Origin of the sequence: Shewanella sp. BF02_Schw, from assembly GCF_014596695.2 — a bacterium.
Lineage (GTDB): Bacteria > Pseudomonadota > Gammaproteobacteria > Enterobacterales > Shewanellaceae > Shewanella.
Genome location: NZ_JABKAW020000001.1, coordinates 1776230 through 1794442, shown reverse-complemented (window position 1 = coordinate 1794442; position 18213 = coordinate 1776230). Strand labels below are relative to the sequence as shown.

The window sequence follows — 18213 nt, the reverse complement described above, 5'->3', positions numbered from 1 at the left end:
CTTTTTTCGATATAGATTAGCGCTTATTCCTTTCATATTTATTGTGGATGAAGTTATGAATACTCAATACCGTAAAGCCTTACCTGGCACCCAATTAGATTATTTTGACACCCAAGAGGCTGTAGATGCGATTGAAGCTGGAGCCTACGCCAAACTACCTTATTGTTCTCGTGTGTTTGCCGAGAACTTAGTCCGTCGCTGCTCACCTGACATGCTTACTGATTCGTTAAAGCAGCTGATTGAACGTAAAAATGACCTTGATTTTCCGTGGTATCCAGCCCGTGTGGTTTGTCATGATATTTTAGGCCAAACCGCATTAGTCGACTTAGCGGGTCTGCGTGATGCGATTGCTGAAAAAGGCGGTGACCCCTCAAAAGTGAATCCAGTAGTACCGACTCAATTGATTGTCGATCACTCGCTGGCTGTAGAGCATGCTGGTTTTGAAAAAGACGCGTTTGAGAAAAACCGCGCCATTGAAGACCGCCGTAATGAAGACCGTTTCCATTTCATCAATTGGACCAAAACGGCATTTAAAAACGTTGATGTTATCCAACCGGGTAACGGCATCATGCATCAAATTAACTTAGAGCGTATGTCGCCAGTGGTGCATGCTCAAAATGGTGTGGCGTTTCCTGACACCTTAGTGGGCACCGACAGTCATACACCTCATGTTGATGCGTTAGGCGTTATAGCCATTGGTGTGGGCGGTTTAGAAGCCGAAAGCGTCATGCTCGGCCGTGCCTCATACATGCGTTTACCGGAAATTGTTGGTGTTGAAGTCACAGGTAAGCCACAACCTGGCATTACTGCTACCGATATTGTTCTGGCGTTAACTGAATACTTGCGAGCGCAAAAAGTGGTGTCATCGTATCTTGAGTTTTATGGCGAAGGGACCACCCATTTAACCCTTGGCGATCGCGCCACTATTACTAACATGACGCCTGAATACGGCGCCACCGCGGCGATGTTTTATATCGATAAACAAACTATCGATTATCTAACGTTAACCGGTCGTGAAGATGCACAAGTTAAACTAGTTGAAACCTATGCCAAACAAGCGGGTTTATGGGCTGATACCTTAACTAATGCTGTGTATGAGCGAGTATTGCACTTTGACTTGTCATCTGTTGGTCGTAACATTGCAGGCCCGTCTAATCCACACAGTCGCGTGCCGACATCTGAATTAGCGGCGCGTGGCATTAGTGGTGTGGTTGAAAACGAACCCGGTAAAATGCCCGATGGTGCAGTGATTATTGCCGCTATTACCAGTTGTACTAACACCAGTAACCCACGCAATATGATTGCCGCAGGTCTATTGGCTCGCAATGCTAATGCTCGTGGTTTATTACGTAAACCTTGGGTGAAATCATCGCTTGCGCCTGGTTCTAAAGCGGTGCAATTGTATTTAGAAGAAGCAGGTTTATTGCCTGAGCTTGAAAACTTAGGTTTTGGTATTGTCGGTTTTGCCTGTACGACGTGTAACGGCATGAGCGGCGCGCTTGATCCGGTTATTCAACAAGAAGTGATTGATCGCGACTTATACGCTACCGCAGTGTTGTCGGGCAATCGTAACTTTGATGGCCGTATTCATCCTTATGCTAAACAAGCCTTTTTAGCATCACCACCTTTGGTCATTGCTTATGCCATTGCCGGTACGATTCGTTTTGATATTGAAAAAGATATCTTAGGTATCGATAACCAAGGTCAAGCTGTCACGTTAAAAGATATTTGGCCAACCGATGAAGAAATCGATGCAGTTGTTAAAGCAAGCGTTAAGCCTGAGCAATTCCGTAAAGTCTATGAGCCAATGTTCGACATTAAAGTCGAGTATGGTAGCCACGTAAATCCGCAATATGATTGGCGTCCACAAAGTACTTATATTCGCCGACCACCTTATTGGGACGGAGCTTTGGCGAGTGAGCGCACCATGAAAGGTATGCGTCCATTAGCCGTACTCGGTGACAATATCACTACCGATCATTTATCGCCGTCAAATGCGATTATGCTCGACAGTGCGGCAGGGGCATACCTAGATAAAATGGGCTTGCCAGAAGCTGATTTTAACTCTTATGCCACTCATCGTGGCGATCACTTAACTGCGCAGCGTGCCACCTTTGCGAACCCTAAACTGTTTAACGAAATGGTGCAGGAAAACGGCAAGGTTAAGCAAGGATCACTTGCGCGCATAGAGCCTGAAGGCCAAGTCACTCGCATGTGGGAAGCGATTGAAACCTATATGGAACGTAAGCAACCACTGATTATTATTGCTGGTGCAGACTATGGCCAAGGTTCGTCACGTGACTGGGCGGCAAAAGGCGTGCGTCTTGCTGGGGTTGAAGTGATTGTTGCTGAAGGCTTTGAGCGTATTCACCGTACTAACTTAGTCGGTATGGGTGTGCTACCGCTAGAGTTCACTGCAGGCCATAATCGACATACTTATCATATCGATGGCACGGAAACCTATGATGTTGTAGGTGATCGTAATCCGGGCGCAATGTTAAATGTGATTATGACTCGTAAAAATGGTGAGCAAGTGACCATTCCGGTTAAGTGTCGTGTTGACACTGCCGAAGAGTTGTCAATTTATGAAGCGGGCGGTGTATTACAACGTTTTGCTCAGGACTTTTTAGCCAACGAAACTAATTAACCATAATTCGGGGTAATAAGTGAGTGTTGGTTTGGCAATAACCTAGTGTTAGTGCCTTACTCAATCGGTAGCTTATTAGATTATTAATAGGCTGCCGCTTTGGTCTTTTGTTATTTTAGGAATATGTGATGGCTCATTTACCACAAATGAAAATTCCAGCGACTTATATGCGCGGCGGCACCAGTAAAGGGGTGTTTTTCAGCCTGACTGACTTGCCTGCAGCCGCTCAAGTGGCTGGTGCAGCTCGTGATGCAATATTATTGCGTGTTATTGGCAGTCCCGATCCTTACGGTAAACACACCGATGGTATGGGCGGAGCAACGTCAAGTACCAGTAAAACGGTTATCTTATCCAAAAGTACTCAAGTTGATCACGATGTTGATTATTTATTTGGTCAAGTATCGATTGATAAGCCGTTTGTTGATTGGAGCGGAAACTGCGGTAATTTAACCGCGGCGGTCGGTTCATTTGCCATTAGTAATGGTTTAATCGATCCAAGCCGAGTGCCTGAAAATGGCACCGCAATTGTGCGTATTTGGCAAGCCAATATTCATAAAACCATTATTGCTCATGTCCCTATTACCAACGGTGAAGTACAAGAAACCGGTGATTTTGAACTTGATGGTGTGACGTTTCCCGCAGCTGAAGTGCAAGTGGAGTTTTTAGATCCTGCCGACGGTGATGGCGCTATGTTTCCTACAGGTAACGTGGTCGATGCACTTGACGTACCAGGCGTCGGGACCTTTAACGCCACCATGATTAATGCGGGCATTCCAACCATTTTTATTAATGCAGCCGATATTCAGTATCAAGGTACTGAGTTGCAAGATGACATTAATAATGACGATAAAGCCTTAGCCATGTTTGAAACTATTCGGGCTTATGGTGCGGTAAAAATGGGCTTAATCAACCATATTGATGAAGCGGCTGCTCGTCAACATACCCCTAAAGTGGCTTTTGTTGCGCCTGCTGCGGGTTATATTTCATCCAGTGGCAAAGCGGTTAATACTGACGATATCGATCTGGTCGTGCGGGCCCTTTCTATGGGTAAACTGCATCATGCGATGATGGGCACAGCAGCAGTGGCCATTGGCACTGCCGCGGCGATTCCTGGCACATTAGTTAATTTGGCTGCTGGCGGTGGTGAGCTGAGTGCGGTTCGTTTTGGTCATCCATCTGGCACGCTACGCGTGGGTGCTCAAGCGGTGTTAGTGCAAGGTCAATGGCAAGTTAAAAAGGCTATTATGAGCCGAAGTGCGCGAGTATTAATGGAAGGTAAGGTGAGCATTCCACAATAATCACGTTATGTATATGTTATAAATAAAACCTCAGCTTTTGCTGAGGTTTTTGTTTATACGGGATTAATAGATAAAAAAACAATTGATTAGCGTTTAAACTTATATTGTCTTTTGCTTATGTAAATCAGATGTTTATCCCAAAAATATCCAAAAGATATAAAATGTGATATTGGTCAAAAAAAGTCTTGATCCTATTGTTAAATTAGTATGTTATATGCTGGATTTTGTCAGCTGCTTTTTACGGGTTCAGACATATAAGCATCATGTAATTATGATGTAATAAAAGGAAATATCAGTAGGTTTTATCGATTAATAGAAGATTGATTAATCACAATAGATTAATCATCAATTGATGATTTGGCTGATTAAGTTGTTATAAAACAGTCGAGTTGAATGCATTTAGAGCACGATATTAACGTGAGTCGCATTGCTTATTTTAAGTTAGTCATTGGCAATGATAGCAATACAAAAGGAAACAATTATGGTTGAACACATTACAGGCATGCTGGCATTAATCGGTGTGTTATCGCTTTTGTGTCAATGGGTTGGTTGGAAGTTACGTCTGCCAGCAATTTTACCACTTTTATTATGTGGTTTACTGTTAGGGCCAGGATTAGGAATATTAGACCCAGATGAAATCTTTGGTGATTTATTGTTTCCTATTATTTCGTTAGGTGTTGCGGTCATCCTGTTTGAAGGTGCGCTGACACTTAACTTTAAAGAAATTAAAGAACATGGACGAATGGTGACCCACCTTGTCACTATCGGCGCATTTATTACCTGGGCGTGCATTGCACCTGCAGCGCATTATTTGCTTGGCTTTGACTGGGCAATTGCCATGTTATTTGGCGCATTAGTGGTGGTGACAGGTCCAACCGTTATTGTGCCTATGTTGCGTACGGTGCAACCTAAATCAAATTTAGCCAGTATATTACGCTGGGAAGGCATCGTTATTGATCCTATCGGTGCGTTACTTGCTGTATTGGTATTTGAATATATCGCCGTTACAGCCGACCCAACCACACACGTATTGAATGCATTAGGCTTAACCTTAGTGCTCGGTTTTGGCTTAGGTGCAGCGGGCGGTTACTTAACGGGTTTAGCTATCCGTAAAAACTTGTTCCCGCATTACTTACGCAACACCGCAGTATTAACCATTATGCTGGGTATTTTTGTTGGTTCGAACATTTTACAAGAAGAGTCTGGCCTGTTAACGGTAACGGTAATGGGTATTTGGTTAGCAAACATGCGCGGCGTTGATATTGCTGACATTTTAGAATTTAAAGAAACCCTAACTGTACTACTGATTTCTGCGTTGTTTATTTTGTTGGCGGCACGTCTGGATTCTGGCGCCATGCTTGATCTAGGACTTGGTGGTGTCGGGGTGCTTTTAGTAGCGATGTTTATTGCTCGTCCACTCAGTATTTGGATTTCAGGCTTAGGCACTAATTTGTCGTCTAAAGATAAGTGGTTTTTAAGTTGGGTTGCGCCTCGCGGTATTGTTGCAGCAGCTATTTCATCATTATTTGCCATAAAACTTGAAACAGTTGGCTTAGAAGGTGCCAGTTCAATTGTACCGTTAGTATTCTTAATTATTATTGGTACCGTGGTGATTCAAAGCTTAACTGCCGGTCGTTGGGCTAAGTTTTTAGGTGTGAAAGAGGGTTCTAATCAAGGAGTGTTAATCTTTGGCGCGTCTAAATTCTCGCGTGAATTAGCTTCTATTTTAATTTCGAAAAATATTAAAGTGATTCTTGCGGATAACAACTGGGATAGCATTCGCCAAGCGCGCATGGACAATATTCCGGTGTATTTTGGTAACCCAGCGTCAGAGCATGCATCTAATTTCATGGACTTAAGTGGTATTGGTCGAGTGCTTGTGATGTCACCATACCGTCAATTAAATCCGTTGGTGACGTTTCACTTTCAAGATTTAATGGGCACCGAAAAAGTCTATGGTTTAAACAACGCTGACAGCGCCAGTGCTCGTCATCAGTTGTCTGAATCTTATCTCAAGCGCTTATGTTTATTTGGTGAGAATATATCTTACGCCAAAATTGCCAGTTTAATGGCTAAAGGCGCGGTATTAAAAATTACCAATATTACTGAAAACTTTACCTATGACCATTTCAAAAAGCGTTATGGTGATACAGCTATGCCATTGGTTTATTTAACTAAAGAAGGCAAGGTTAAAGTCATATCTGGTGTTGAAACGATAGTGTTACCAGTGGGTATAGAGTTAATAAGCTTATTGCCACAAGAAGCGCAAGACCAAGCTGTTATTCAACGAGCATTAGATGACGAAGCCGACCGCCAAGCTAAAATAGCCGCCGAAGCAGAAGCAAAAGTGGCCGCTGAAGCAAGAGCTGTTCGCGAAGCACAAGAAGCCGAGCAACGCACTATTGAAAAAGCACGCCGTAAAGAAGAAGAGCTAGCGCTATTTGAACAACAAGAAAAAGCCCGCTTATTAGCTGATGAAGAGGCTGCATTAGTGAAGCAAGAAACAGCTATTCTAGCCAAAGAGTTAGCCGCGCAAGAGAAGGCTAAACAAGCTGCAAGCGCTGCAAGCGCTGCAAGTGAGCCGAGTGATGCAGAGACTGCAGCCGACGAAGAAAAGCCACAGCAATCGAGCGATACTAAAACGGTATAGATACTAAAATGGTATAGATATTAAAACAGTATAGATGCTAAAACGGTGTAAATGTTAGCGCTTAGGCGTTAACGGTTTGGTGTCGATATTTGAAATAGCAGTTACTAAAAAGGGCTTAGCAATAAATTGCTAAGCCCTTTTTATTACTTCATGAAGCGTAAAACTTATCGGAGGAAGAAACCTCTAGTAAATTACTTAGCTAACGTGGCAAGAACCACTTCATGGTGATCTTTGGTTTTGAATTTATTCAACACATGGCTGATTTTGCCATCAGTACCGACGATAAAACTTAAGCGATGAATGCCATCGTAAATTTTACCCATAAATTTTTTCTCTCCCCATACGCCAAAACCATCAGCAACCGCATGGTCTTCATCACTGAGTAACGTGAAGTTGAGTTGTTGTTTGTCGGCAAATTTGGCCAGTTTAGCCACAGGATCTGGGCTAATGCCGAATACTGTTACCTTCAAACCATCAAGTTGTGTTTTGATATCGCGCAGGCCTTGTGCTTGCACTGTGCAACCAGGAGTTGATGCTTTAGGGTAGAAATACACTAGCACAGGACCTTTAGACAAGGTGTCTTGCAGTGATACCGCTTCACCTGCTTGATTTTGCAGAGTAAAATTTGGTGCAGTATCACCAACGTTTAATGTGTTCATGATTGATCCTTTATCAGATAAATACAGATATTACGTTATCAGCACGTACAAGGTTCACATCAACGAGAGGTGAACTGAGTAGTTATGGCGCGGCAATACCCTGCATGCGCTTGATGCTGCACTCTAGAGACATAGACTCGGCCAGTTCATGAATACCTTGTTCAAGCTTCAATAGGTTGATTTTATCAGGGATATTGATTGCTAATAAAATAGACTGAGTTTTAAGACTATCATTGTCATCCGCATGGGAGCGCACAGCTGCTAAGTCGAGGCCTCTTTCGGCCAAAAACTGGGTAATGCTCTTCATGGTTCCGCGTTGGTCTTCACCATTGAATATCACTTCAATACGAGACACAAAGTTTTTTGGGGTATGTTTGGACGTTCGCTTCATGACCGTCATGAGTTCAAGTTCTACACTCAGCACAGGCAATAAGCTTTCAATTTTTGTTATAGCTGACCAGGAGCCAGATATCATCATAATTAGGGTAAATTCATTACCAAATAATGCCATACGACTGTCGACTATATCGCAATCACAATCACTTGCTAAACGCGCTAAACGACTCACTAATCCTGGGCGGTCTGCGCCCATTGCCGTAACGACCAGATAATTGGTCATGGATTTTCCTCACTTTTTGATATCTTAGAGCGAAAACTTATGCCGAAGCATGTCAGTTTTGGTGCGGGTGCTAATGCTATCATTTTTCACTAAAACACCTCAATATAGTAACCTATATCACTCACATAAATGTGATTATTTTTTAGCGCTATGGCTTCAAAGATGCTAGGTTACGCTGCATTAAATAGCATAAATGACTTATTTCAGATTATGGTTACCGTAGAGCTTGTCATTAGTGGTTGGCATCAGTAACATAGCGAATCCTGAAACCGTGGGGAAGATAGATGATAAACGGAAGCATCGTAGCCTTAATCACACCAATGAATAGTGATGGCACAGTAGATTATGCAAGTCTTGAAAGGCTTGTTGAGTTCCATATTGAACAAGGTACTGATGCCATTGTCGCGGTCGGTACTACAGGCGAGTCTGCAACTCTGCCTATGACAGAGCATGCTGCTGTTGTTAGCCAAACTGTTAAGTTTGCATCAGGTCGTATTCCTGTGATTGGTGGTAATGGCGCCAATGCCACTGCAGAAGCGATTGAGTTAACCAAATCAATGCAAAAATCGGGTGTTGTTGCCATGCTTGGCGTGACTCCTTATTACAATAAACCGTCGCCTAAGGGATTAATTGCCCATTATACGGCGGTTGCTGCAAGTACTGATATTCCTCAAATTCTTTATAATGTACCAGGCCGTACTGCTGTTGATATGAAACCAGAAACTGTGGCTGAATTATCAAGTGTCAGTAATATTATTGGTGTAAAAGAAGCCACCGGTGATTTAAGCCGTGTTGCGCGTTTACGTGAACTTTGTGGTGAAGACTTTTTACTTTATAGCGGCGATGATGCCACAGCACGTGAGTTTTTATTGCTGGGCGGTAATGGCGTGATTTCAGTGGCAAATAATATTGTTCCACATGCGTTTAAAGCCATGTGTGATGCTGCATTAGCCAAAAATGCACAATTAGCTGAATCAATCGATCAACCATTAACGGGTATTTATCGCTCGTTATTTTGTGAAGCCAACCCAATTCCAGTGAAATGGGCTGTTCATCGAATGGGTTTGATAGCTAATGGTCATATTCGTTTACCTTTAACTGAACTTTCTGAGCAGTTTCATGGTCTGTTAATAGAAACAATGAAACAAGCTCATATTGAGGTAAAATAAATTCATGTTAAAGAAAGTCACTCCGTTACTCCTTGTTGCAGCTGTATCAGCTTGCAGTACGCCATTAGATCGCCGTCAGGCCAATGGTAATGATGATTTCGTTAATGCTGAAACTACGCCATTATTGACGATCCCACAGGGCTTGAATACGCCTACTTATAGCAAAGAATATGACATACCTGCTGTTGGTAATAACGTTAACAAGCAGCTTGTAGGCAAGAATCTTGATATCCGTGCGCCATTGCAAGTATTGCCAATGGCTGAAGGCACACACATCGAAGAAAGCAGTGATAGTATTCGTGTGGTGATTGAATCGATTGAAAGTACTACTGATTTAAAACAAGAAATTTTTGATGTCATTGACGGTTATCTAAGCAAAAATAACATCGCTGTTCGTAGCGAAGACCTTAGCGCTGGTTTTATTGAAACAGATTGGATTGAAAATGATGAAATCATTGAATCTAATTGGTGGGGCAGTGACAAGGTTTATCAACTGCGTCAGCGTTATCGTTACCAAGTTGATGTGAAACCACATGGCCGTTCTGGTTCTGTGTCGATTGATTTAGTTGAGCATCAAGAGTTTTACGATGATAAAGATCAGAAAATTTTATTAAGCGGTGAAGACAAACGTCGTTATACCACTGATATGCTAAATAATGCTATTGCTTATATGAGCATTAAACGTGATCAATCTATCCGTGCTGCACGAATTGAGCAAAGCCTTGGTATTAAAGTTGATTTAGTCACTAACGCTACTGAATCTGCTTATTGGTTAGCCGAAGCAAACTATAAGTCGGTATGGGATCGTTTACGCCTAGTATTACCGGAAATGGGTTTTGATGTTGTTGATACTGATAACAGCAAAGGCCTGTTTTATATTAATTTAGAAGAAAGCGGTGGTTTCTGGAGCTCTTTGTGGAGCGAAGAAAAATTGTCATTGAAAAAAGGCAATTATCGTTTACTGCTTAAAGAAACTGATGATGCTAATCAGACTAAAATATTACTGCATGATGTAGAAGACAAACCGTTATCGGATGAGTCTATTACCGAAGTGTACAAAATTATCTCTGATCTAATGCAAGAAGACCGTAAAGTCCGTTAAGGTCTATGGTTTGGTAATTAAGCAGGAAAGAGACGCATCAAGCGTCTCTTTTTATTTTGTTCATTTGTAAGTTACCATTTTTATTCGATTCAATAGGACGCTATTCAGCACCTATCAACCCAGTTTGAATTATCCATTTCAAGTAGTATCCCTAACATACAGGCTTTATTGTTGAGCAATAACAATATTAGGCAGTACAAATTTATAGCCGTTATCCCTGGCAACATATGCCCCGATTGAATCTGAAGCCAAACACGATTTGTCACAGCATGTGTCGAACAGTTTGGATTTTCATTGTTTAAATATTCAAATAATGCGTATAAATAACCAAATATGCATAAATTACGCTAAAAATGTGAATAAAATGCATATTTACCAAGGGTGAACTATTTGTTTAATCTGTTCGTAATTTGTAAGCAAAAGTAAAACAACTTGATGTGGATTTATTGCTAAGTACAATCACATTAAATAGAAAATCATATATATAATTCATGCAACCTTTGATGGTTACGGACTCGAAATGAAAAAGATAATCGTACTGATCGCCATAGTGCTAGCTGCACTGTCGGCTTACTATTTACTGTCTCCTAAAGAAGCGATAGTTCAACGTCCAAGGCCCATACCTAATGTTGTGGTTGCCAAGGTGGCGATTATGCCTATTCGTGATGAAGTCGAAGCATTGGGTACGGGTAAAGCCTATGAGTCTATTATCGTTACATCCAAAATCACTGAAATTGTCACTAGTATTAATTTCAACGATGGCGATTTAGTTGAAAAAGGGGCGTTATTAGTACAACTGAGAAATGATGAACATAAAGCAAAAGTAGCCGTAACCGAAATTAAGTTAGTTGAAAATCTACGTGAATTAGATCGTATTCGTACATTGGTCACCAGCAAAACGATTGCTGAATTAGAGCGTGATCGCTTACAAAGTTTAATTGATACCACTCGTGCAGAAGTTGCGCAGGCTAAAGCTGCGCTAGAAGACCGCGCAATTAAAGCACCATTTTCAGGTAAATTAGGTTTACGCCAAGTGAGTGTGGGTAGCTTAGTGACCCCAGGTGAGCAAATTAGTACCCTAGACGATGTGAGTAAAATTAAATTAGATTTTTCTGTGCCAGAGCGTTTTATTCAAGAATTACAACCAGGAAAACTCGTTGAAGCCAAAGCGGTTGCGTATCCCGACCAGATATTTAAAGGCGTTGTTACTTCGATTGATAGCCGCGTTAACCCAGATACTCGAGCGGTAGTGGTACGCGCGGTAATGCCTAATGATGATTTTAAGATACTGCCCGGCATGTTGATGAAAGTGCGCCTTATTAAGCAAAGTCGTGAAGCATTACTATTACCTGAAGCCGCAATTATTCCTATTCAAAATAAGCATTTTGTTTATGTAGTAAATGCTGAAAATGTTGTTGAACAGCAGCAGGTAACTTTAGGCAGCCGGACTCGTGGCTGGGTTGAAATAACCGACGGGCTTAAGGTTGATCAACAAGTGATTATTCGCGGTATTTTAAAAGTTCGACCAGGAGATAAAGTTCAAGTTGAGCAAGCGGAAAACTTTAAGTTTGCGCAAGTAGAAGGCATGGAGACGTCAGCATGATATTAACTGACTTATCGGTTAAACGGCCTGTTTTTGCATCTGTTATTAGTATCTTATTGATTGTTTTAGGCTTGGTATCATTCGATAAATTACCCTTGCGGGAATATCCAAATATCGATCCGCCAATTGTGTCGGTCGAGACCAGTTACCGTGGCGCCAGTGCTTCTGTGGTTGAAAGTCGAATCACTCAACTTATCGAAGACCGGATAAGTGGTGTTGAAGGCATCCGTCATATAAGTTCGTCAAGCAGTGATGGCCGTTCAAGCGTTACCATTGAATTTGATATTAATCGAGATATCGAAGCCGCGACCAATGATGTTCGTGATCGTATTTCAGGTTTATTAGAACAGCTTCCTGAAGAAGCTGATGCTCCCTCAATTTACAAAGCTAACGGCAGTGATGAAGTCATTATGTGGCTCAATTTGGTGTCCGACCAAATGGATATCTTGCAGCTGACTGATTACGCAAATCGTTATTTAGTAGATAGATTTTCAGTTATCGATGGCGTGTCAACGTTACGTTTAGGTGGCGGCAAAGTGTATGCGCTGCGAATTTGGATCGATCGCCAAGCATTAGCATCGCGCAACCTAACGGTATCTGATGTCGAAGCTGCATTACGTTCTGAAAACGTTGAGTTACCAGCGGGTTCTATTGAATCCAAAGAACGTCATTTTACCGTGCGTCTGGACAGGGTATTTAAAACGGCGGAAGATTTTTCTAACTTGGTGATCATGCAGGGCGATGATGGTTATTTAGTTAAATTAAGCGATGTTGCCAAGGTAGAAATCGGCTCCGAGGAAGAGCGGATTATTTTCCGAGGTAACAAAGAGGCAATGATTGGTTTAGGGGTCAGTAAGCAATCTACCGCTAACACCCTTGAAGTGGCACGCGCTGCTAATGCGTTGGTAGACAAACTTAACCCCACATTGCCAGCAGGCATGGAGATTAAACGCTCATACGACAGCTCGGTGTTTATTGAAGCTTCTATTGATGAGGTTTATCAAACACTGTTTATCGCCATGGTGTTAGTGATTATTGTTATTTACTTGTTTTTAGGCTCGGTGAGGGCGATGTTAATTCCAGCCATCACTGTGCCCGTATCCTTAATGGGGACGTTTATAGTGCTATATGCACTAGGGTATACCATCAACTTACTGACCCTATTAGCGATGATCCTGGCGATTGGTATGGTGGTTGATGATGCCATTGTGATGTTAGAGAATATTCATCGACGGATTGAAGAAGGTGATTCTCCGCTTAAAGCAGCCTTTCTAGGTGCGCGTGAAGTGGGCTTTGCCATTGTGGCAACGACTTTGGTACTGGTAGCTGTATTTATGCCTATTACCTTCTTAGAGGGCGATTTAGGCAAGCTGTTTAAAGAATTTGCGGTCACCATGAGTGCGGCTGTGATTTTTTCCAGTATTGTGGCGTTAACATTAAGCCCGATGATGTGCTCAAAGTTATTAAAGCCTGCAACACAAGATCCTTGGCTGGTTAAACAAATCGATAAAATGATGAGCAAGATATCGGGCTGGTATTTGATAAGCTTGCAAGCAGGGGTTAAGCGACCTATATTAGTGTCATTAATCGTATTAATCTCGTTTGCATTAAGTGGTTTTTTATTGAATAAAATCCCTCAAGAATTTGCTCCACAAGAAGACCGTGGCTCGATGTTTTTAATGGTCAATGGACCTCAAGGTGCCAGCTTTGAATACATCGAAAAATACATGGATGAAGTTGAAGGCCGCTTAATGCCTTTGGTTGAAAGTGGCGATATTAAGCGCTTATTGATCCGCGCTCCTCGTGGCTTTGGCACCGCATCAGACTTTTCTAACGGTATGGCTATTATCGTTTTGGAAGATTGGGCTGAACGTCGCAGTGCCAATGAAATTATTGTCGATATCCGTAATCGTCTATCAGATTTAGCCGGTATTCGTGCATTCCCGATAATGCGCCAAGCCTTTGGTCGCGGTGTGGGTAAACCAGTGCAGTTTGTGATTGGTGGCCCAAGCTACGAAGAACTGGCTGATTGGCGTGACATTATGCTCGAGAAAGCCAAAGAAAATCATAAACTCATTGGTTTAGATCACGATTACCAAGAAACCAAGCCTCAGTTAAGAGTGGTGATTGACCGTGAACGTGCAGCAGATTTAGGGGTATCAATTGCGCATATTGGCCGAACATTAGAGTCGGTGCTTGGATCGCGCTTGGTGACAACCTTTATGCGCGATGGTGAAGAGTATGATGTGATTGTCGAAGGTAATCGTGACAATCAAAGTACTGCTACGGATATGCAGAATCTTTACGTTCGTTCGGATCGTTCGCAAGAACTGATCCCGTTATCGAACTTAGTCTCGATTGAAGAGTTTGCCGATGCCAGCTCGTTAAATCGTTACAATCGTATGCGTGCTATTACCTTAGAGGCCAATTTGGCCGATGATTATACTCTGGGTGAAGCGTTAGATTATCTCAATGATCTTGCTACAACTTATTTGCCTGCAGAAGCGGTGATAAGTTATAAAGGGCCATCGTTAGATTACCAAGAGTCGGGTAACTCGATGAACTTTGTCTTTTTACTCGCATTAGGTATTGTATTTTTGGTGCTTGCAGCTCAGTTTGAAAGCTATATTCATCCTATGGTGATCATGTTAACCGTTCCGTTAGCAACGTTAGGGGCGTTAATTGGGTTATGGTTTACCGGCCAGAGTATTAATATTTACAGTCAAATTGGCATTATCATGCTGGTTGGTTTGGCGGCTAAAAACGGCATTTTAATCGTTGAGTTTGCCAATCAATTACGAGACCGTGGTGTTGAATTCCAACAAGCGATTTTGCAGGCTTCGACTCAACGATTACGACCTATTCTAATGACCGGTATTACGACTGCGGCTGGGGCTATTCCATTAGTGTTATCCAGTGGTGCAGGGGCTGAAACTCGTTTTGTTATTGGAGTCGTGGTGTTATCAGGCATTTTACTGGCAACCTTCTTTACCTTAATCGTTATTCCTGTTGCTTATAGCTTGTTTGCTCGTAATAGTAGCTCACCAGAAGCGGTCGCTAAGCAGTTAGAGATAGAGTTAAAAGAAGGCTAATCACGTTTAACATTGATTCGTAATCCTTGATTCGTAATCACTGATACAACCTGAAATCAGGATATATAAAAAAGCCAGTAATTGAAGTGACTGGCTTTTTTGTTTCAATTATTTACGAGGAGCAAACTTGGCTTTATCGAGGCATTTAAACTGAAAACGGAATGGCAGCGCTGGAGTTAATTACTAATGGAATAAGTATTATTATGCCGTTTCATCTAGCAGTGCAAAGTTCAAAGTGCAAAGTACCGTTTAGCCAACTACCTAAGGGCGCAGAATAAGGCAGGTCGCTGTAGCGGTAGCGAGTAACTTACCTGCTTCAGTGGTTAAAGTGCCTTCAGATATGCCTAACGATTTTGATAAGTTCATTAAGCTCCCTTTGGCGATCAATCGCTGGTTTTGTGGCACAGGCCGAACCATTTTAATGTTCAAATCAATGGTTGAATAACTGACACCTGCTGGGAGTGATGAATGAACCGCGCAGGCTGTTACTGTGTCCATGACTGTCGCTGCAAAGCCACCGTGTACGCCGCCCATCGGGTTTAAATGACGATCATCTGCATGGGCTTCAAACGTTACTGCGCCTTCACTGACCTCGATAGCTTTCATCGGTATGGTTTGCGTTATTGACGGGGCAGGTATGTCGCCATTAAGCATGGCTTGCATCAGTTGTAATCCGGTGAGTTGTTTCATTATTATCCTTGATCGATAGCATCAATTTTTAGCGATAAAAAAGGGTAAAGCTTGCGCTTTACCCTTTTTATTTTAGGTTTTAACCTAGCAGCTAGGCTGCTTTTTCTTGCTTAGCTTTAGGTGCTAGTTGCGCACGAAGCTCATCGGTATCGAAATCATCAACGTTAATTGATTTTAAGCGACCAATTTCAGCTCGTTCAAGTAAAGCGATTTCGCTGTCGCTTAACACACCAAGCGCTTTACCTTCAGCAGCAACTTTATCTAACCACATAAATGGCAGACGCTTACCCGCAGCTTTACAGACTTTGTCGTACAGTGGCTCTGCGGCAAGGATATCTTTAAACGTTTGTTCTTGGATACCTACAGCATTGAACTCAGATGCAGTCCAGAACTGGCCTTTACCTAAACGGTCACGACTAGCACAAGGAGTTTGCATTATCTTAGCCACTTTGTGATCTAATACATCACTAGGGCGCTTAATTGGACGACCGAATGGGAAGATAACGGCGCGAAGTGCAATGCCTAAACCCATTGGGAAGTTGTTCAGTAAGTCATCTAACGAATCTTGTAACTTGTACAACGAATCTTCAACAGCCCATTGAACTAAAGGTAAATCTTCAGTTAAACGACCATCATCTTCATAACGTTTTAGCGTTGCAGAAGTCAGGTATAGCTGGCTCAACAAATCACCTAAACGAGCAGAAATACGTTCTTTACGTTTTAGGTTTCCACCCAGTGTAGCCATCGCTAAGTCAGATAATAATGCTAAGTTAGCACTGAAACGGTTCATCTGTTGATAGTAACGCTTGGTTTTATCTGAGTAAGGGCTATTCGAGAAACGAGATGAGGTTATGCCCATCCAGAAGCTACGAATGAAGTTAGACGTTGCAAAGCCAATATGACCAAAGATAGCCGCGTCGAAGTTAGCTAAACCACGATTTGCATCAGTATCAAAAGCTGACTCCATTTCGGCCAATACATACGGATGACAGCGAATTGCGCCTTGTCCATAAATGATCATTGAGCGAGTTAGAATATTTGCACCTTCTACAGTAATCGCAATCGGTGCAGCTTGATAGCCACGGCCTAAGTAGTTATTCGGCCCTAGACACACACCTTTACCACCGTGTATGTCCATTGCATCAATAACACACTTTTGCATTCTGTCGGTTAAGTGGAATTTAACGATAGCTGAAACAACCGATGGCTTTTCACCTAAATCGATAGCGGTAGTGGTTAATGTTGCCACTGCATCCATTAGATAAGCATTACCGCCTAAACGTGCCATTGGCTCTTCGATGCCTTCTAACTTACCGATAGGTAATTTAAATTGACGACGAATACGTGCATAAGCACCGGTAGCAACAGCGGCCGTTTTAACGCCACCAGCTGAGTTTGACGGTAAGGTAATACCACGACCTACAGATAGACACTCAACCAACATTCTCCAACCTTGACCAGCCATTTCTGGACCACCAATAATGAAGCTTAATGGTACAAACACTTCGTTACCGCGTGTTGGACCATTTTGGAACATACAGTTCAATGGGAAGTGACGACGTCCAGTTTCAACACCTGGAATGTCAGTAGGAATAAGCGCACAAGTAATGCCTAATTCTTCTTTATCACCTAGTAGGTGATCAGGGTCGCGTAGTTTAAACGCAAGCCCAAGTACGGTAGCAACAGGTGCTAAGGTAATGTAGCGCTTGTTCCACGTTAGCTTCATACCAAGAACTTCTTCGCCTTGGAATTCACCTTTACATACAACACCGAAATCTGGGATTGAGCCAGCATCACTGCCTGCTTCAGGGCTAGTAAGTGCAAAACATGGCACTTCTAAACCTTGAGCTAAACGAGGTAGGTAATGATCTTGCTGCTCTTTAGTACCATAGTGCTGTAATAACTCACCAGGGCCTAACGAGTTAGGAACACCGACTGTTGAGGCAAGTTCGCTACTCACACCAGCAAGTTTCTGTAATACACAAGATTGAGCATAAGCAGAATATTCTAAACCGCCATACTTCTTCTTAATGATCATCGCGAAGAAACCGTTATCTTTTAAGAATTGCCATACATCTTGTGGCAAGTCACCTAGCACATGCGACACTTCGTGTTGATTGAGCATTTTACATACTTCTTCAACCGGTCCGTCTATGAATGCTTGCTCATCAGCAGTTAAACGCGCTTTAGGATAGTTGTGTAATTTGCTCCAGTTAGGGTTACCTGCAAATAAATCTGCTTCCCACCACGTTGTACCTGCTTCAATGGCTTCTTTTTCAGTAGAAGACATCTCTGGCATGATACCGCGATACACTTTTATCAGTGGACGACTGATAAAATTCTGTCTGAATGATTTGATGTTTAGTGGCAGTGCAATGACAAGGAAAACAATCCATGTTATTACACTAATAATGTCCAAAGTGCTACCGACAACTAACACAATCGCCGCAGCAATTGTTGTAGATAATAACGATACCCGCAGGTATGCCATGGCGCCGAGCACAAAGATCATCGCGATGATCCAAAGTAGGGTGGTCAATGTACTTCTCCTTAAAGCTATTTATGTAGACAAAATAGCTTATTTATTATTGATCTCATTCACAAGAATGAACGTGGTCAGACCTGTGTCTCGTAAAAGTTAACCTTATGGGGCCTCGAATACAAGTGTTTTTCAAACAATTGTT

11 protein-coding genes are annotated in these 18213 nt (G+C 42.3%); 7 read left to right on the top strand and 4 right to left on the bottom strand.

Going from position 1 to position 18213, the window contains the following annotated elements:
* The first annotated feature begins 55 nt into the window (after positions 1 to 55).
* From acnD to HNW13_RS07890, 3 genes are all read left to right on the top strand, one after another.
* The gene (acnD, locus tag HNW13_RS07900; RefSeq protein WP_192114829.1) at positions 56 to 2647 is read left to right on the top strand and encodes a Fe/S-dependent 2-methylisocitrate dehydratase AcnD; all 2592 of its coding nucleotides are present in this window, start codon (positions 56 to 58) and stop codon (positions 2645 to 2647) included.
* Positions 2648 to 2775: 128 nt separating this feature from the next.
* On the top strand, positions 2776 to 3945 hold the full coding sequence (gene prpF / locus HNW13_RS07895; protein ID WP_192114830.1) for a 2-methylaconitate cis-trans isomerase PrpF: 1170 nt from the start codon (positions 2776 to 2778) through the stop codon (positions 3943 to 3945).
* Positions 3946 to 4426: 481 nt separating this feature from the next.
* Positions 4427 to 6595, top strand: coding sequence for a cation:proton antiporter (locus HNW13_RS07890; RefSeq protein ID WP_192114831.1), 2169 nt, complete (start codon positions 4427 to 4429; stop codon positions 6593 to 6595).
* Between the two features lie 191 nt (positions 6596 to 6786).
* Here the strand turns inward: HNW13_RS07890 and bcp are convergent, their stop codons facing one another.
* Both bcp and HNW13_RS07880 read right to left on the bottom strand, forming a co-directional pair.
* Positions 6787 to 7254: a thioredoxin-dependent thiol peroxidase gene (bcp, locus tag HNW13_RS07885; protein ID WP_101088417.1), complete on the bottom strand. Its 468-nt coding sequence runs from the start codon at positions 7252 to 7254 to the stop codon at positions 6787 to 6789.
* A gap of 82 nt (positions 7255 to 7336) precedes the next feature.
* A complete protein-coding gene (locus HNW13_RS07880; RefSeq protein ID WP_101088416.1) occupies positions 7337 to 7873 on the bottom strand; it encodes an ACT domain-containing protein in 537 nt (178 codons plus the stop codon).
* Between the two features lie 284 nt (positions 7874 to 8157).
* On the opposite strand from HNW13_RS07880, the gene dapA reads away from it, so the two are divergent.
* From dapA to HNW13_RS07860, 4 genes are all read left to right on the top strand, one after another.
* Positions 8158 to 9042, top strand: a complete 885-nt coding sequence (gene dapA, locus HNW13_RS07875; protein ID WP_101088415.1) for a 4-hydroxy-tetrahydrodipicolinate synthase — start codon at positions 8158 to 8160, stop codon at positions 9040 to 9042.
* Between the two features lie 4 nt (positions 9043 to 9046).
* Positions 9047 to 10144, top strand: coding sequence for an outer membrane protein assembly factor BamC (gene bamC, locus HNW13_RS07870; RefSeq protein ID WP_101088414.1), 1098 nt, complete (start codon positions 9047 to 9049; stop codon positions 10142 to 10144).
* A gap of 520 nt (positions 10145 to 10664) precedes the next feature.
* Positions 10665 to 11747, top strand: coding sequence for an efflux RND transporter periplasmic adaptor subunit (locus tag HNW13_RS07865; protein WP_101088413.1), 1083 nt, complete (start codon positions 10665 to 10667; stop codon positions 11745 to 11747).
* Positions 11744 to 14839 carry an efflux RND transporter permease subunit gene (locus HNW13_RS07860; protein ID WP_192114832.1) on the top strand — a complete coding sequence of 1032 codons (3096 nt, stop codon included), beginning with the start codon at positions 11744 to 11746 and terminating at the stop codon, positions 14837 to 14839. Before HNW13_RS07865 ends, HNW13_RS07860 begins: the two co-directional genes overlap by 4 nt.
* Positions 14840 to 15100: 261 nt before the next feature.
* On the opposite strand, the gene HNW13_RS07855 is transcribed toward HNW13_RS07860, so the two are convergent.
* Both HNW13_RS07855 and fadE read right to left on the bottom strand, forming a co-directional pair.
* On the bottom strand, positions 15101 to 15535 hold the full coding sequence (locus tag HNW13_RS07855) for a PaaI family thioesterase (RefSeq protein WP_208062823.1): 435 nt from the start codon (positions 15533 to 15535) through the stop codon (positions 15101 to 15103).
* 85 nt (positions 15536 to 15620) lie between these two features.
* On the bottom strand, positions 15621 to 18068 hold the full coding sequence (gene fadE / locus HNW13_RS07850) for an acyl-CoA dehydrogenase FadE (RefSeq protein ID WP_192114833.1): 2448 nt from the start codon (positions 18066 to 18068) through the stop codon (positions 15621 to 15623).
* Between the last annotated feature and the right edge of the window lie 145 nt (positions 18069 to 18213).

What these genes read in the sequence shown, in the direction of transcription:
- HNW13_RS07860 (WP_192114832.1), top strand. Translation starts at nt 11,744, where the DNA reads ATGATATTAACTGACTTATCGGTTAAACGGCCTGTTTTTGCATCTGTT.
- HNW13_RS07890 (WP_192114831.1), top strand. Translation starts at nt 4,427, where the DNA reads ATGGTTGAACACATTACAGGCATGCTGGCATTAATCGGTGTGTTATCG.
- bcp (WP_101088417.1), bottom strand. Translation starts at nt 7,254, where the DNA reads ATGAACACATTAAACGTTGGTGATACTGCACCAAATTTTACTCTGCAA.
- HNW13_RS07865 (WP_101088413.1), top strand. Translation starts at nt 10,665, where the DNA reads ATGAAAAAGATAATCGTACTGATCGCCATAGTGCTAGCTGCACTGTCG.
- HNW13_RS07880 (WP_101088416.1), bottom strand. Translation starts at nt 7,873, where the DNA reads ATGACCAATTATCTGGTCGTTACGGCAATGGGCGCAGACCGCCCAGGA.
- prpF (WP_192114830.1), top strand. Translation starts at nt 2,776, where the DNA reads ATGGCTCATTTACCACAAATGAAAATTCCAGCGACTTATATGCGCGGC.
- bamC (WP_101088414.1), top strand. Translation starts at nt 9,047, where the DNA reads ATGTTAAAGAAAGTCACTCCGTTACTCCTTGTTGCAGCTGTATCAGCT.
- acnD (WP_192114829.1), top strand. Translation starts at nt 56, where the DNA reads ATGAATACTCAATACCGTAAAGCCTTACCTGGCACCCAATTAGATTAT.
- dapA (WP_101088415.1), top strand. Translation starts at nt 8,158, where the DNA reads ATGATAAACGGAAGCATCGTAGCCTTAATCACACCAATGAATAGTGAT.